Consider the following 15,961-nt stretch of genomic DNA (forward strand, 5'->3'; position numbering starts at 1 on the left):
GCAATCACGAAAGGAGCATGCTCATGTCACGTATGGACGAAATCCGGCGGGTGTGGCAACAGGAGTTGCGCATTCCGTTTCCCCTCACCGCTCAGGAGACGTGGGATTTCTGGCTGCTGGAATCCCCGCAGTACGAGGTCAAAACCGCAGCCGTCACCGACTACGGAAAACGCCATCAGATTCGCACCTTCATTGAGACAGGCACATGCCGCGGTTACATGGTAGCTGCGCAAAAGGCGGCGTTCTCGCGCATTTATTCCATTGAGCTGGACCCCGCCCTGTACCTCGCCGCCAAAACCCATTTTGCCGCCGACGAGCACGTATCCATCCTGCACGGAGACAGCAGCAAGGTGCTGCCCGAGCTGCTCGCTTCCATCACGGAGCCTTGCCTGTTCTGGCTGGACGGACATTACATCCCGCTGTCGACCGAATCCGCCAAAGGCAATCTGGATACGCCGATTTTGGAGGAGCTGGCGGCCATCCTGTCCCATCCCGTTCGCAATCACGTCATTCTCATCGACGACGCCCGCTGCTTCATCGGCTCGAACCCGCTCTTGAAAGACTACCCGACCATCGCCGAACTGAAGCAATACGTTGCCGACCTGCGCCCTGATTTGCACTTCGAGGTCAAGGACGACATTATCCGCATCTACACGCCGATCCCGCAAAATGCGCAAAAAACGGTCACCTTCCGCTTGCCTTTTGACGACAAATCGTTTCTCGTTCACGGCAGTTCGTCCGACCAAAGCGTTTTGTACTACATCGAAATGGCGGGCGGCCTATACGAAGAATACGTACTCAACGTCCTGAAGCGCGTCGTCCAGCCCGATTACACGTGCCTGGACATCGGCGCCAATCTCGGCACAATCTCGCTCGCGCTCAGCCATCTGGCGCCGCGCGGCAAGGTGTACGCGTTCGAGCCTTCTGCCGTCAACCTCGCCTTTATGAAGCAAACGTTGCACGACAATGGCGCAAGCAACGTAGAGCCTGTTCCGCTCGGCGTATTTGACAGAAACGGCATCATCGAGTTTTGCGAGGTGGATCGCGGGGGAGGCTGGTCGTTTATCGCCAGCGAAGCGACCTCTGCCGCTACGAACACGATCTCGTGCACGCGCCTGGACGACTGGGTCGCCGCCCGCAGCCTGTCGCGAATCGACCTGATTAAGCTCGATGTGGAAGGCTCCGAAATCCAAGTATTGCAGGGGGGCATGGAGACATTCAGAACGTTTGACCCCGATCTGGTCATCGAGTTCAATCCTGACAACTTGCGCGGGTATTTCGGCAAGGACCCGAATGAGCTGTTCCTCTGCTTGTTCGCCCTCTACTCGCATCTGTACCTGATAAAACGGGATGGCGGGCTGATGAAAATCACCTCGTACACCCAACTGCTGGATGCCATCAAGCCGTTTCACGGCGACCTGTTTTGCACAAACAAAACAATCCTGCTTTGATCCGCAGCGAAAGAAAACCCCGACGAAAAAACACCCGGCTGCCTCCCACGAAACGAAAGGGCGCAGCCGGGTTGTTTTCAATTTTTCGCTGTTTGTTGCAAGGTCAGCGCCAAGCCTTCCTCCATCGACACTCTTCCTTGCCAGCCAAGCGCCTGAAGCGCGCGTGTGTCGGCCTGTGAGCACATAAGCTCCCCCGGCCGCTGCGCCAGTGCTCCGAATTGCAGTTGCGCCGTCGAGCGGGTCAGCGAATGGATTTTTTCCACCAGCTCGCGAACCGTGGTCGCGCTGCCCGTTCCCACCTGATAGTCCATGTACCTTGCTGGCAGCGAGTCTTTTTGCCGCAGCACGAGCAAATACGCCTCCACTACGTCAGCCACATACACAAAATCTCGCTTCTGCTCGCCGGAAGTAAGGGCGATCCTGGCCCCGTCCCGCATGCATTGGCGGATGATGAACGGGATGAATTTATCGGGCTGGTCGCCTGGCCCGTACACATGTTCCAGCCGCATATTGGCAAACGTCAGTCCGTGCTGTTTGGCGGTGAGCGCTCCCCATTCGGCAAACTGCTTTTTCGTCAGATGATAGCCCGCCAAATGCGTCGCGCCCGCAGCCGGGGAAGCGCGGGAAAACGTATCGGTATTCACAAACAACCCGGTTCCTTGCTCGCAGCATGCGTGGAGCAGGCGCAGAGGGAACAGCACATTGGCTTCCACCAGCGCCGCGTCCGACTCGTCCCGGCGTCCGTAAGCGGTTGCGGCATGAATGACGGCGTCAAAAGGGCCGTGCCGGGAAAAAACAGAAAGCAGGTCTGCCGCATCCGCATCGCAGGCGGCAAGCTCACTGGCGATATCTTCCAGCCGAGAGCAATCCGAGGTGCTCCGCTTCAAGATCGTCACCTGATGGCCCTCCCGCAGCAGCGCTCGCGCCAGATGGCTGCCCAAAAAGCCCGTCGCTCCGGTGAGCAATACTTTCATAATCGGCCCCCTTTTGCCTCGTCTGGCCGCGCTACTTCCACTCCGCTTTTCCGCTTTTCCATAAAGACTCCAAGTAGTTTTTGTCGCGCAGCGTGTCCATCGGATGCCAAAAGCCCGTGTGCCGATAGGCAGCGAGCTTCCCGTCCTGCGCCAGTTGCTCCAGCGGCCCCTGCTCAAAAACCGTCGCGTCGTCAGCCAGATAGGAAAAGACCTCCGGCTGCAACACGAAAAATCCGGCATTGATCCAGCCCACGTCGCCACTCGGCTTTTCCTGGAAACCTTTGACCTGTCCGCTGGCAGCAAGGTCGAGCGCGCCAAATCTGCCCGGAGGCTGCACAGCGGTAATCGTCGCCAGCTTGCCGTGCGACTGGTGATAGGCGACGAGCGCGGCGATATCAATGTTGCCTACTCCATCGCCGTACGTGAGCATAAACGGCTCGTCGCCGATGAACGGCTGAATCCGCCTGATCCGGCCGCCCGTCATCGTATCTTTGCCCGTATCGATCAAGGTCACCCTCCACGGGTCGCGGCAGCGATTGTGCAAAATGACTTCGTTGCCCTGGCGAAAATCAAACGTCACATCCGACTGGTGCAAAAAATAATGGGCGAAAAACTCTTTAATCATGTAGCCTTTGTAGCCGAGGCAAATGACGAAGTCGTTGTACCCGTACTTCGAGTAGATGGACATGATGTGGCAAATGATCGGCTTTTCCCCGATTTCAATCAGGGGCTTCGGCCGAAGCTGCGATTCTTCGCCGATTCGCGTGCCATAGCCGCCAGCCAAAATGACGACCTTCATGAAGCCCCCTCCTTTCTGTATTGCTCGATGTGCGCAAGGCACACCTGCCGCATGTCTTCTTTGCGCTGGTAGGCTCTTGTCCATTCGACGATGCGATCCAGCGCCTGCTCGACTGTCCAGTGCGGCCGCCAGTGCAAAAGCTCTCGCGCCCTGGAGCTGTCCAGCTTCAAGGACGTCGTCTCATGGTAGGCGGCGCGGTCGGGGATGTGATAGGTCGCCTGCGCCCCCCATTTTTCGCACAGCCGCGCCGCCAGCCACTCGACGGTTTTGGCATCGTCCGCATCCGGCCCGAAGTTCCAGCTCGCCGAGTAGCGCTGGCTGTCTTCGCACAGCTTTTGCACGAGCAGCAAATATCCGTGCAGCGATTCCAAAACATGCTGCCAGGGACGGATCGCCTGCGGTTGGCGAAGCTGCATCGGCTCGCCGTCGAGCAGACTGCGGAGCAGATCGGGAACAAGGCGGCCAGGCGTAAAGTCGCCGCCGCCGATGACATTGCCAGCGCGTGCGGTCGCAATGCCGATCGGCGGCAAATCAGCCTGCGCTGTTCCCCCCTGAAAAAAGGAGGCCCGGTAGCAGGCGGTCACAAATTCCGCGCACGCCTTGCTGTTGGAGTACGGATCGTGCCCGCCCAGCGTGTCCACCTCCCGATACCCCCACGTCCACTCTTTGTTTTCGTAACATTTGTCGGTAGTGACATTGACGAGCGCCCTGACCGGAATCCCTGCCTCGCGCGCAGAACGAACCGCTTCCAGCAAGTACACCGTCCCCATCACATTCGTCTCATACGTAGCGACAGGCTCGGCGTACGACATCCCGACCAGCGGCTGGGCAGCCATGTGGATGACGATGTCGGGCCTTGCAGCGAGCAGTTCTTCCGTCAGCTTTTGGCTGGCGCGAATATCGCCTGTCACGGAATGAATCAACGAGTCGATGCGGCACAGCGCAAACAAACCCGGCTCTGTCGGCGCTGGCAGCGCGTAGCCGGTCACCCGGGCGCCGAGCGCATGCAGCAAAAGGCACATCCACGAGCCTTTGAAGCCGGTATGCCCCGTCAGAAACACTTTTTTTCCTCGCCAAAAGGTCGCGTCTGGTCGCATCATGCTTCACTGACCATTTCCATAATGTCGTGCCAGCTCATGCCCAGCCGAACGATGTCGTCCTCGACCAGCTTGCTGCCCATTTGCACCTCGATAATATCCAGGTCGCTTATCGCCTTGATCGCATGCTTGGCTCCTGCCGGGATTTCGACCACATCGCCTGGCTTGACGCGGAGCAGACGGTCATTCAGGACAAAATCGCCCTCGCCTTCCACGATCATCCAGACTTCGCTGCGAAAATGATGGTATTGGTAGCTCAAATTTTTTCCGGCGTGCAGGTGAAGCTGCTTGGTCAACACCTCGACCTTGTCGTTCATTTTCTGAAACTGCAAGACGTGGTACCAGCCCCACCTGCGCTCTTCGAACATCGGCCGCCGCGACCAGTCGTTGGCAATGTCTTTGACGATATGGCTTTTGTCTTTTGCCGCGACGAGAATCCCGTCCGGGCTGGCGGCCACAACGACATCCGACAGGCCAATCGTGACAATCGGCAAGTCCAATTCGTTGATGACGTGCGTGTTGGCACTCTCTTCCAGATGCACACGCCCAACCGAGCTGTCGCTCATCTCTTCTGTCAGCGTGTTCCAGGTCCCAAGGTCCTTCCAGTCGCCTTCGTAGGGCACGACCACGACATGCTTGGCTTTCTCGACAATCTCGTAGTCAAAGCTGATTTTCGGCAGCTCCAAATAGCGCGCGACTAGCTCATCGTAGTCGACAGGCAGCTTTTTCTTCTGCAATTCGCCCAGCAAATAGCCCAGGCGAAACGCAAAAACGCCGCAATTCCACAGCGCGCCCTGCGCCAGCAGCTTGTTTGCCGCCTCCACAGAAGGCTTTTCGGTAAAACGCTCGACCTGCAGGCAGCTTTGCGGACCTTTTTTCGTCTGGACCGGAATGATATAGCCGTACTTGGTTGAAGGATACGTCGGCGCGACGCCCATCAGCGCGAGGTCTGCTCCCGACTCTTTGATGACGCGCTCCAATCCTTTGAGCTTTTGAAAAAAATGGTCCTCCACAAACGAATCTACGGGCATGACGGTGACAACCTCGTCTGGCCCCAAATGCTCGACACTGTGCAAATAGCTGGCAATCAACGCGATTGTGGGAAACGTATCCCTTTTTTGCGGCTCCAAAATCAGCGGCACATTCGGCCCCAGTTGGTTGTATATGAGATCCACCTGCGATTGACTCGTCGAAATATAGGCCATATCCAGACATTGATTGGAAGCTAGTTGCCTCCACACCCGCTGAACCATGGACTCCGGCTCGCTTTCCCCGTTGCGAATCAGCTTCAAAAACTGTTTGGAGCGAACATCGTTGGAGAGCGGCCACAGTCTTTTGCCCGAACCGCCCGATAGCAACACCAGTTTCATCCAGGCCACCTCTGTCCGTTAAACTTCATGCATGAATCATCATATGAAACGATGGTAGAGGGTGACCGTTTTGCGAGTGAAAATGGTCTGTTCTCCCGCTTTTTTCCGCAACCGCGCCTACCAGACAAACGCCCCGACGCTACAGGTCGGGGCATGGCCTCTATCGGATTGCGGCAACTCACGCCTGCGCGGTCCACTTGACTGCGGCGTAGTCGTAAAAGTAGATTCCCGGCTGCCGGGGAATGTGCGGAAACCAGAAGTCTTTCATGTAGCTTTTGGCCGTCAGCCCTTGAAAATGCAGCGAGTACAACCGCTTGAAAGCACCGCTGGCCAGATCCTTGCAAAAAAGCTTTCCGTCGATTGCATACACTTTTTTCTTGCCTGCCAGACTCTCGGCCCAGAGCGGTCGATTCAAATTTTCGTCGAAAAAGGCATCGCCAAACGTCCCGTGCGTATGTGATCTGCCGGAGTAAGAGCGGAAGTAAAGCAGAAAAAGCACCATATCCGACACAAGTGGCACCCCTTCGATCACCTGGTCGAATTCGAGAGTCTTCTGCACAAGCAGCCGAAACATTTGCGGGTTCACAAAATATTGCATCGTCATGTTGCAGAATCGATCCAGCGTGTCCAAGCCTATGAAACTTGTCCACGCGAACTCCATGGAAAACGCTTGAAACTCGGGCTGATTGACATTGGTGTAGAGCATCACGTCCGAGTCCAGGTAAAAGCAGCTCTGCAGCCTGTTTTTGCGCATGAAGTCGCGGAGAATAAACCAGCGCTGAAAACAGAACAGATTATATTCGTAGCTCATGACATGCATGTGCCGATACACCTTCGCAAACATTTGCGCCGTCTGCATGTACGAATCCAGCGGAACATGGATGATGCCCGGAGCGGCATGTTTGCGATTCGCCTCTTTGCCGAGCAGGTAGACGGGAGATTGGGGGTTGCTGAGCTTTGCTTGCCGCAAGCTGTAGGCTAGATAGTCGTCATCGCCCCTGTGCATGAAAATGATAGGCAAGGTCATCGGTGCACCCCTCCTGTTCATTCATTTTTCCTTCACCTTATGCGTTTTTGGCTGCGGCGGAAACGGCCACTGCTTGCGCCTGCTGCCTAAATCCGCCGCCCTGTGCCAGAGAATGGGGGATTACACCCGTTTCCCGCCATCTGCGGCGTTCATATCGTAATGTAGCATGATCGCTATTTGGCATAGTCAGCCGATTTTCTCGAAGGAGGTACATGAGTGGGAGGAACATGGACAGACAGGGAAATCCTGGCCGAAATCGGAAAACGTACATGGTACCATAAAATTCAACTGCGCCCTGGGATCGCCACCCCCGGCCTGAAAATTTTGGAGCCGCTCTGGGAGAGTACGCGCAAGTCCAGAGCACACATCAGCTACACGGGCAAACGCGTGCTGGACATCGCCAGCTTTGACGGGATGTGGGCTTTCGAGGCAGAGAAGCTCGGCGCCTCGCTTGTCGTCGCTACCGATTGCATGCAGCCTCTGTACTCCAATTTTGAACTGTGCAAAGACATTCTCGGCAGCAAGGTGCTTCCGTTGTATAACATTTCTCCGTACAACCTGTGGGAAGGGCTGAAAGTGCTGCTGATGGACGATTTTACCGTTCCGCTGCCGTTCCCGCAGCAAATCCGCCACAACTTGTTCGATATCGTTCAGCATACCGGCCTCCTCTATCACGTGCGCGATCCGCTGTGGACGTTGTCGCAAGCGCGCAGCGTCATCAAGACGGGAGGACATCTGCTTTTGGAGACCGCCTGCATCCTGGACGACAACGAATCAAAAATGATCTACAACGGCCCTCCCGGCAACATGACCCGAATCTATCACGACATCACCACCTACTGGATTCCTTCCATCAGGTGCTTGCGGGAAATGCTCGCCAGCACGCTGTTTGAAGTATTGCCGCAAAGCATCTCGACGATCAGCTCAGGAACGAAAAACAACTATCCGATCGGCCGCGTCACCATGGTGGCAAGAGCGATCAGCGGGCGCGAAACCGCCGCCGATTCGTATGCGGAGCTGCTGCGCATTTACCGTAATCCGGGCTTGGTTCCTGACTACCTGTAATCGCTGTACGCACGAGGCACTGTGGACGGGCAACCGGGTGTGCGCTCCCTCACCATCGCGAGGGCGCACACCTGCTTGCTTTTTGCCGCCCACAAAAATAAGAAAAGTATCCCGATGCAAAATCCGGTTCTTGTACATATTGTATTGCAGGCGTGCTGTTTATTGCTGCGCTGACTTCTTGGAAAGGAGTGACAGAAGTGTCTAGTGGGCAGCTACCTCTCGTCAGTATCGTAACCCCTTCCTTCAACCAGGCAAAATTTATTCGCGAGACGATCAACAGCGTGCTTCTCCAGGACTACCCGAATCTGGAGATGATCGTGATCGACGGCGGGTCGACAGACGGTACACTCGCCATTTTGCAGGAATACGCCAACGCGGACAGCCGCTTCCGATATATTTCCGAGCCGGACAACGGGCAATCTCATGCGCTCAACAAAGGCTTTACGATGTCGCAAGGAACGATCATCGGCTGGCTCAACTCGGACGATACTTATCTTCCCGGAGCGATCCGCAAGGCGGTTAACGCGCTTTTGCAACACCCGGCTTGGGGAATGGTTCATGGGAAATGCCAGGTCATCAATGAACACAGCCAGGCCGTCAACACATTTCCTTCCTCGCACGCCGATTCCAAGCAGTTGTACTACACCTGCTGCATCTGCCAGCCCGCTGCTTTTATTCGCCGCCACGTCATCGCGCAGATGGGCGGCGTGGACGAAAAGCTGCATTTTTGCATGGACTACGAACTCTGGATGCGGATCGCCAAGTTTCATCAGATCGGCTTCGTCCCGGAGTTTTTCGCCAACGCGCGCATCCACGCAACCTGCAAGTCGACGACCCAGTGGCACTCGGTCGGGATTCCGGAAGTGTTCAAGTCGCTCGCCAAGCATTATTCGAGCATTCCCAGCGGTTGGGTGTCACACGTCTCGCAATATCGCGGGATGGGCGTCATTGACCTGTTGAAAATATACAAGTCGTTCCCTTCCAATTCCGCGCAAGTCACGAGCATGAACCGTTTTGCCGGCTCATGGGCTCCCCCTGTCCTGCGCATTATCGTCCAGTCCGATCCGGCGAATCCCGCGCACATCCTGCTCATTAAAGGCCAAGTTCCCGCGGCCCGCGCGAAGCTGGAAAAACCTTTTCACTTGACTGCGCTCGTAAACGGGGGGCGAGCCAAGACATTTACCGTAGAAAAATCGCAGTTCGCCCTGGAAATTCCGCTCGATCCGCGCACGAACGTTCATCGCGTAGACATCTCTTCTTCGCTCATCACCCCATCGTCTGTCCCGTCCTTGCAAAACAGGCTGGTCGGAGGTTATCAGGCCGAAGAAGTGATTCCGCTCTCCCACGATGAATTTGTGGTGTACCAAACGTTTTCCAGAGCGTGACAGACTTCACATGTACAGTCTCGTTTCGATGACGGCCGCCGCTCCCGCGATTGCCAGCAGGAGCAGAATCGGGTAGGCGGCTGGTACATACGCGTACACCGCCACCGTCAATACGGCCACCCACATGCCCATGCACCAGTGGCAACTGAGCAGCTCGCCAATCCAGCGGCGCACTTTTCCTCCTTTGAACCGGTATTGGCGATTCATTTGCCCGCTGGCGTCCGCTTCGTACACGACGGTAAAAAATGGCTTGCGCAGAAAAGAAGTGATTTCGTCATAGACGATCAAATGAGTGAGACGAAAGCTGGCCAACACGAGAATGACCAGGTCAATCCACGAGATGCCAAACATCCACTTTTCCCTCTTTCCAATATTTTGTGGTTTTCTTTGCGGTGGAATCTCTAGTACCATGGGAGGGCGACAAACCAGAGAAAGGCGTGATGACATGAATCGCAACATTTCGAAGATTGCAGCTATCCTTTCCCTGTCCGTCACCTTCACCATGATCGGACAACCAGCCTTTGCCAAAACGACTTTTTCCCCTTTGAAAAAAGGGATGAATAATGCGCGTGTACTCGAAGTGGAAAAAATGCTCGATGCCCTGCACTTCGACCATAAGCTGAAAGTAGACAAGCTTTATACCGCCGACACGGTTTACAACGTCAAGCAATTTCAAAAGAAATACAAGCTCAAGCAAACGGGAATCGTCAACAAGGCTACCTACGACAAGCTGAAAAAGACGTACAATGCGCTTGCGAAAAAGCCTGCGCCAAAGCCGGAAACACCTGCCAAACCTTCCCAGCCAGCCGACCAGTCGGTGACGCTCAAGCTGGGCACCACAGGTGAGCGCGTCAAAGATTTGCAAAAGATGCTCGCCGACCTGGGCTACAAGGTAACTGCGACAGGCAATTTCGACGACTCGACCCGTTTTGCCGTCATGCTGTTCCAATCCCGCAACAAGCAAACGTTGACGGGTGAAGCGGATGCGAAGACGTACAAAGCGATTGAAACCCAGTACAAGAACAACAAAAATCAACCGAAGCCAGACCCGGCACCAACTCCAACGCCGAAGCCGCCAGTAACTCCAGCGCCGACGCCAACTCAGCCGGAACCCCCGCAAAAGCCGGACACGGGCGCACAAGTGCCGTTGCCTGCCGAGCTTACGGCAGACGAAAAAGAAATGGTGCAACTGGTGAACCAGGAGCGCGCGAGCCGCGGACTCGCTCCGTATCAGGTAGACATGCAACTGGTCAAAGTAGCGCGCGTCAAGGCGCAGGAAATGGTCAGCAAAGGCTACTTCAGCCACACCTCTCCGACGTACGGCTCGCCTTTCCAGATGATGGACACCTTTGGTATTCATTATATTGCGGCCGCAGAAAACATTGCCCAAAATCCGTCCGTGAGCGGCGCCCATCAAATGTTCATGAACTCTTCGGGCCACAAGGCGAACATCGTCAGCTCCACCTACGACTACGTCGGGATTGCTGTCGTGAACGGCGGCCCGCACGGAAAAACGTTCGTGCAAATGTTTTTGAAAAAGTAAACCACCCGAATGGAAAAGCCATCATTTCGCTTCCGAAATGGTGGCTTTTTTTTGCTCAAAACGACACAGCGATCCGGTTGTTGGCGGAAAAATGCACCGATTGATCGTTGCAGAGGACGATTCCTTCCACGACGATCGCTTTGCCCGACTCTTGCTTCAGGAAGGAAACCTGGAAGTTTTGAAACGATTCTGCCGACTGCGGGGGAATCACCACTGGCTGGATGGGCGCAATCCAGTATTCGCCCCGCTCCATCGCCTGCGCGAACCAGTCGTCGTCGAGGTATCTCCAGCCTTTCAGGCCGTTGCTTCCTTGCACGGCCAACGTTTCCACGAGCTTTGGCGGCAAAATTTGCCCGCCCATCTTGATCGAATCGGCAGGCGTCACCCGCAGGCACACGATCGGGTTGTACAGCACCTCTGTCCCCGTATTTTTGACTTGCAGCGTGCCGATCAACAAGTACGGCTTCTCGGCTGAGTCGGAGTGGATCAGCGTATAGTCGAAAAACACTTCTGCCGCCGTCCGCGGTTCTGTGGACGGTTCTTGAGGCTGGTCGGATGTAGTTGCTTCTATTGGAATAGGAGCAGTTGCTTCTGCTTGCAGCACCTGCACCGTTCCTGCTTGTTGCGCCGCTCCTGCCTGCTCCACGGTTCCTGCTCGCTGCGCCGCTTCTGCCTGCTCCACGGTTCCCGCGTCAGCCTGCCCCGCTACCGCCTGGGTCGCCCGTTCCTCCCCTTCGTTTTCAACCGCCAGCAAAGCCGCTTCCTGCTGCTCGCTTTCCTCTTTTCCATCCCGCTCATCCTCGTGCGCTTCCGGCCGATCAAGCAGCAGCTCTACCTCATCCAGCAGTTCCGCCTCAGCATCTGCCAGCGTCGTCGAATCTGCGGCACGGCTTTCTTCCGTTGTCCATACGCTGGAGTAAAACAGCTTCAAAATGTTCGGCGGGAGGTAGGCCAGCGGCTGAATGCGCAAGCCGCTCTGCATATACTCCAAAATTCCCGAAGCGAGGTAGAAAGCAATTTTTTCCCCATACGTCCTGCGGCGATGCACTTCGGTATGCAGCGGAATTTGCAGTTGGATGTGCACGATTCCGCTAGTTTGCTTTGAGCCTTTGCTCACCTTTTGCTGGCAAGGGATTCCGGTCTGCTTCAGCTCTGCCTGCAGGCATCTGATGAGCTCCCTTTGCCGCTCGTTCTCGTGCGGATACAGAACGAGCCGCGTTTTTTCCAGCAGACGCAGCTCCTTCATGCTGAACCTAATCGCGATATCGGTATTTTTGGCGAGGGCGAGGTTGTTTTTCGTCAGCACGACCTCCATGCCATAATCGGAGACGAACCGCTGCACCTTGCCCAGCACTTCCCATTCATAGGCGGCTTCTGTAGCAGAGCTTCCTGTGAAGAGAACGCAAACCTTGCCTTTCAATCCCGAATCCAGATCAATCCGTTTTTGTTTCGGGTCCCATTTCAGTTGAAATCCGTTTTGCTTGCAAAATAAGCGAAAAGCAGGCAGAGCCGCGTACGGCATCGTCCCGCCACGCTGCCCGCTGTAGTAGACCTCGACGTCCATCTCCGTTCACTCCCTTACGACACTAGCTAAACTCACTCCGCCATATTGTATGAATGCCCAGTGGCAAAAGTGAGCAATTTTGGCACTGGGCGTTCCTTCCCAGGCTGTACGGCATACCATGGCAACTAGAAAGGAGTGGTCATATGTCCGTCGAGCAACCGCCGCTGATCTCTATCATCATTCCTGTAAAAAATGAAGCAGACAATGTGCGCTCCACGATTACTTCCCTCGTCAATACGAGAACGAATATGAGCTATGAAGTCATCGTGGTCGATGATGCTTCTACTGATAATGGCTGTCATTTTTTGCGCCAACAGGAAACCGGCAAAAACATCAAGCTGATTACGACAGAAGGCATCGGGGCCGCTGCCGCGAGAAATCTGGGCGTGGAGCAGTCGCGTGGAAAATATTTGATCTTTTGCGATGCTCACCTCACTTTTGAAAACTTTTGGATCGACCGCATGCTGGAGTTGGTTCTCACGAAAAAGGCGGACGGCGTCGCCCCGGGAATCGCCTCCATGACCGAGCCGCACAAGATCGGCTACGGCCAAAAGCTCGATCAGAAGCTCGGCGTCGTCTGGTATCCGAACCCGCATCGCCCTTCTCCGGTCGCGATTTTGCCAGGGGGCTGCTTTCTCGTCACGCGGGAGGCGTTTTTGAAGGTGGGCGGCTTTGATCGCGGCTTTCGCGTCTGGGGCTTTGAAGACATCGAATTTTCCATCAAAATGTGGCTGTTCGGATTCACTTGCCTGGTCCATCCGTCCGTGAAAATTTTGCACCTGTTCCGGCAAACCCATCCTTATACAGTGGTGCACGAGCACATCTACTACAACATGCTGCGGATGGCGTACAGCCATTTTAACGAACAGCGGATCGAGGCGACGAAAAAGCTCATCGTGTACGCGAATGCGAACGAGATCGAAGACGACGTCCTCACCTCCGGCGCAGCGGCCCAGCGAATCCGCTACCTCGCCCAGCGCAAGCGCGATGACAACTGGTTTTTCCAACAGTTCCAGATCCCGTTTTGATCCGTCCTTCACCTAAAAATGGGCATTCGTTGACAAGCAAATTCCCCTTGCCCACATAGTATGTAACTGCAAAGCAAATCCCCTAGGAAAGGAAGGATTCTTACGGTGAAACATCCTGTGAAGCCCATTATGGGTCGCCAGCTCCCTACACCGACGCCGACCGCTACTCCTCCGATCCCGAACAACCTTCAGGAAGAGTGTATTCGCGTCCAAAAGGTGTACGACTGGGTCGTTCTAGCTAACAGCTACCGCAACAAGATTGCCCTTCCCGACGATTGTCGAGCGCTTGTGGACGCAGCTATTCGCGCTGGGCAAGAAATCACGATTTCGTGCGTGGAGCCTGTGTCTCCCGGACCTTCTTGCAATGTCGTCAGCATTCGCCGTGAAAACATCACCGTCAATGGAACCACCGTTCGCGTAGGTGTCGTCCGCTTCGTGTTCGGCGCAACCGTTGTCGTGCGTATATTCGCAGACGGAACCCCACTCTGCGAGTTCACGACAACCGTCCAGTTCGATCAGGAGGTCGTACTCTGCCTGCCTGAACCACTCGACGAGGACAACATCGTTTGCCGCATCAGCGCCCTGGAGTGCAACCCAACTGGAAACGTCCTCCTCGGCGGCATGGTTCAACTCGATGTCATTGTCTGCGTGGAAATCCAGGTCGAAGCGGAAGTCAAACTGGAAGTGCTGGCCAAATTCTGCTCGCCACGTCCTAACAACATTCCTGTACCATCGCCAACGCCTTCCTTCCGTTGCCCGCCGATCACGTTCCCGCCACAATGCCCGCCAATCTTCCCAGTTCGCAACTGCGATTGCCAGGCGTCCGTGAACGCACTGATTCCGAACGTTTCGATCAGCATCGGTATCCCGCTCGAACTCGCCGTCGGTACTATCCAACTGATCGCCGACATCTGCCCAAGCTGCGATCCGTCCAGCAGCTCGTTTACCTTTAACTTCTTTGACACTGTCCTTACTGATCTGTTGGGCGACCAAAGCTTCAACTTCTCGCCGACTTCGATCGGTTCGCCGACATGCATTACCGTCCTGCCAGGCATCGAGCTGTTGACTGGTCTCGTCGTGACAGGTACCGGGGTAAGGACGTTTACCGCAACCGGCACCCAAGAGATCCTGACCTACTCGTTGACTCTCGCCGAAACTGGCCTTGGCCTGCCGGACGTCATAATCCTGACTCTGACCGATACAAACGGCGTTCTCGTCTTCTCTGGCAACATCACCATCGTTCCAGACGAGCAACTGCTTGTGCGCGATTGCGTCACCTTCCAGGATATCGTCATCACCACACCGTAAAGACTCCGCGACCAATAAATGCGTTCCTACCGGGAGAAGGCCATGGCTTCTCCCTTTTTTGCGTTTCGTCTGCGGTTTCGTTTGCTCTACCGGGATACATGCACCATTTTGCATGCGTTACATATGTCTATAGAGGATCATCTTACGGAAAAAAGGAGGACAACACGGTGCTTAAAAAGAGAACCTCCAGCACAAGCAAGCCCAAAGCCGGAAACGAGAAGCTCCTTTTGCTGAAAAAACAGGCGTACTACTACGAAGACAAAGCAAACCAACTGGGCCTGCGCGTCGTGGAGCTTGAAGAACAAATAGAAGCGATCAGCCAGGAAAACCAGGAGTACCAAAACCAACTGGAGGAGCTGCAGCAGACGCTTTCCACGCTGGATCAGAAAGCAAATGAATGGCAACAGTACACCGATCAGTCGCAAAAGCTGCTCGCCGAGCTGGAAGCAAAGCTCGACCACTACCAGAACCTGTCGCAGCAGCGCGAAAAGGCCATTGCCGCCTATAAAGACCGGGAAGGCAAGCTGAAGCAAACGATCGAAGAGTTGAAACAAGAAATACACAACCAGGAAAAGTCTCCCCGTCTGGCAGAGGCGCTCTCCAAGCACGAGGCCCAGGAAGCCCACTTGCGGGAGCATATTGAACTGCTGCAGCGCAGGGTGGAGAGCTTCGAGAAAAAAGAAGCGCAATGGGAGCAGCGGCTGGCCGAGCTGAAAGCATTCGAGTCTGCGAGCGAGCACGCGCTAAAGCAACTGGAAAGCGCGAGGCAAAAAGAAGCTGAATTGACGCAGATTATCGCCTCCCAGGAGCAAATCAATGCGAAACTGCATGAAGAGCAGCAACAGCAGCGCAGTAATATGGAAGAACTGCTTGCGGAACGCCAGCATTTGCTCGAGGCGATTACCCGGCTGGAGCAGCAGGAACAATCATGGAAAAAAGCGTTTGACCATATGCACACCGAATACGAGAGCGCGCAGCAGATCGAGCAGGAGCAGCTTACCCAGTTGGAACAGTTGCAAGGGCAACTGGCGCAAAAAGACGCCGAGCTGCAAGCAGCCCAGCAAGCTTACGAGGAACTGAGCGACCAGCACGACCAGACGCTGGAACAGCTCCACACCGCCACACAGCAGCTCGATGCATCGAGCAAACAGTTGGAAGATACGACCTCGCAGTTGCACAGTACCTCTGCCCAGCTCGACGAAACGAGCAAACAGTTGGATGACACGACCTCGCAGTTGCACAGCACCTCTGCCCAGCTTGACGAAACGAGTAGGCAACTGGACGCCGCTTCCGAACAGCTCGAAGCTGCCAAAGATCGCGAAACGCAGCTTTTGGCGAAGCAACAGCAGT

Annotated in this window: 13 protein-coding genes and 1 pseudogene; 7 read left to right on the forward strand and 7 right to left on the reverse strand. The window is 55.3% G+C overall.

Features of this window, described 5'->3' with window-relative positions; genetic code table 11:
* Positions 1 to 23: 23 nt before the first annotated feature.
* Positions 24 to 1,451, forward strand: a complete 1,428-nt coding sequence (locus AC3WJN_RS14545) for an FkbM family methyltransferase (protein WP_290426456.1) — start codon at positions 24 to 26, stop codon at positions 1,449 to 1,451.
* 77 nt (positions 1,452 to 1,528) lie between these two features.
* Here the strand turns inward: AC3WJN_RS14545 and AC3WJN_RS14550 are convergent, their stop codons facing one another.
* The 5 genes from AC3WJN_RS14550 to AC3WJN_RS14570 form a co-directional block, all read right to left on the reverse strand.
* A complete protein-coding gene (locus AC3WJN_RS14550) occupies positions 1,529 to 2,425 on the reverse strand; it encodes an NAD-dependent epimerase/dehydratase family protein (protein WP_290426455.1) in 897 nt (298 codons plus the stop codon).
* Positions 2,426 to 2,456: 31 nt separating this feature from the next.
* Entirely contained in the window at positions 2,457 to 3,224 is a 768-nt protein-coding gene (gene rfbF / locus AC3WJN_RS14555; protein WP_290426454.1) for a glucose-1-phosphate cytidylyltransferase, read from the reverse strand.
* Complete coding sequence (rfbG, locus tag AC3WJN_RS14560; protein WP_197186398.1) at positions 3,221 to 4,324, reverse strand: CDP-glucose 4,6-dehydratase; 1,104 nt, start codon at positions 4,322 to 4,324, stop codon at positions 3,221 to 3,223. Before rfbG ends, rfbF begins: the two co-directional genes overlap by 4 nt.
* The gene (locus AC3WJN_RS14565; RefSeq protein ID WP_005833764.1) at positions 4,321 to 5,691 is read right to left on the reverse strand and encodes a sugar phosphate nucleotidyltransferase; all 1,371 of its coding nucleotides are present in this window, start codon (positions 5,689 to 5,691) and stop codon (positions 4,321 to 4,323) included. Before AC3WJN_RS14565 ends, rfbG begins: the two co-directional genes overlap by 4 nt.
* A gap of 178 nt (positions 5,692 to 5,869) precedes the next feature.
* A complete protein-coding gene (locus AC3WJN_RS14570; RefSeq protein WP_005833766.1) occupies positions 5,870 to 6,718 on the reverse strand; it encodes a hypothetical protein in 849 nt (282 codons plus the stop codon).
* Positions 6,719 to 6,934: 216 nt separating this feature from the next.
* On the opposite strand from AC3WJN_RS14570, the gene AC3WJN_RS14575 reads away from it, so the two are divergent.
* Both AC3WJN_RS14575 and AC3WJN_RS14580 read left to right on the forward strand, forming a co-directional pair.
* Positions 6,935 to 7,783: a DUF1698 domain-containing protein gene (locus AC3WJN_RS14575; RefSeq protein ID WP_005833768.1), complete on the forward strand. Its 849-nt coding sequence runs from the start codon at positions 6,935 to 6,937 to the stop codon at positions 7,781 to 7,783.
* Positions 7,784 to 7,980: 197 nt separating this feature from the next.
* Positions 7,981 to 9,168, forward strand: a complete 1,188-nt coding sequence (locus AC3WJN_RS14580) for a glycosyltransferase family 2 protein (RefSeq protein ID WP_007783306.1) — start codon at positions 7,981 to 7,983, stop codon at positions 9,166 to 9,168.
* 6 nt (positions 9,169 to 9,174) lie between these two features.
* Here AC3WJN_RS14580 and AC3WJN_RS14585 read toward each other — a convergent pair whose 3' ends face one another.
* Positions 9,175 to 9,519 (reverse strand): DUF1360 domain-containing protein, encoded by a 345-nt coding sequence (locus AC3WJN_RS14585; protein ID WP_005833772.1) that lies wholly within the window; start codon positions 9,517 to 9,519, stop codon positions 9,175 to 9,177.
* Positions 9,520 to 9,613: 94 nt separating this feature from the next.
* On the opposite strand from AC3WJN_RS14585, the gene AC3WJN_RS14590 reads away from it, so the two are divergent.
* Positions 9,614 to 10,711, forward strand: coding sequence for a peptidoglycan-binding protein (locus AC3WJN_RS14590; RefSeq protein WP_007783303.1), 1,098 nt, complete (start codon positions 9,614 to 9,616; stop codon positions 10,709 to 10,711).
* 55 nt (positions 10,712 to 10,766) lie between these two features.
* Here AC3WJN_RS14590 and AC3WJN_RS14595 read toward each other — a convergent pair whose 3' ends face one another.
* A complete protein-coding gene (locus AC3WJN_RS14595; protein ID WP_007783302.1) occupies positions 10,767 to 12,275 on the reverse strand; it encodes a hypothetical protein in 1,509 nt (502 codons plus the stop codon).
* A gap of 143 nt (positions 12,276 to 12,418) precedes the next feature.
* On the opposite strand from AC3WJN_RS14595, the gene AC3WJN_RS14600 reads away from it, so the two are divergent.
* The 3 genes and pseudogenes from AC3WJN_RS14600 to AC3WJN_RS14610 all read left to right on the forward strand — a co-directional run.
* Positions 12,419 to 13,303 (forward strand): glycosyltransferase family 2 protein, encoded by an 885-nt coding sequence (locus AC3WJN_RS14600; RefSeq protein WP_007783301.1) that lies wholly within the window; start codon positions 12,419 to 12,421, stop codon positions 13,301 to 13,303.
* Positions 13,304 to 13,408: 105 nt separating this feature from the next.
* Entirely contained in the window at positions 13,409 to 14,611 is a 1,203-nt protein-coding gene (locus AC3WJN_RS14605; protein ID WP_492329296.1) for a BMQ_0737 family morphogenetic spore coat protein, read from the forward strand.
* A 167-nt stretch (positions 14,612 to 14,778) separates the two neighbouring features.
* Positions 14,779 to 15,961, forward strand: a pseudogene (locus tag AC3WJN_RS14610) (hypothetical protein); the annotation flags it as partial.

The sequence above is a fragment of the Brevibacillus sp. FW306-2-1A-C05A genome, from assembly GCF_058781555.1.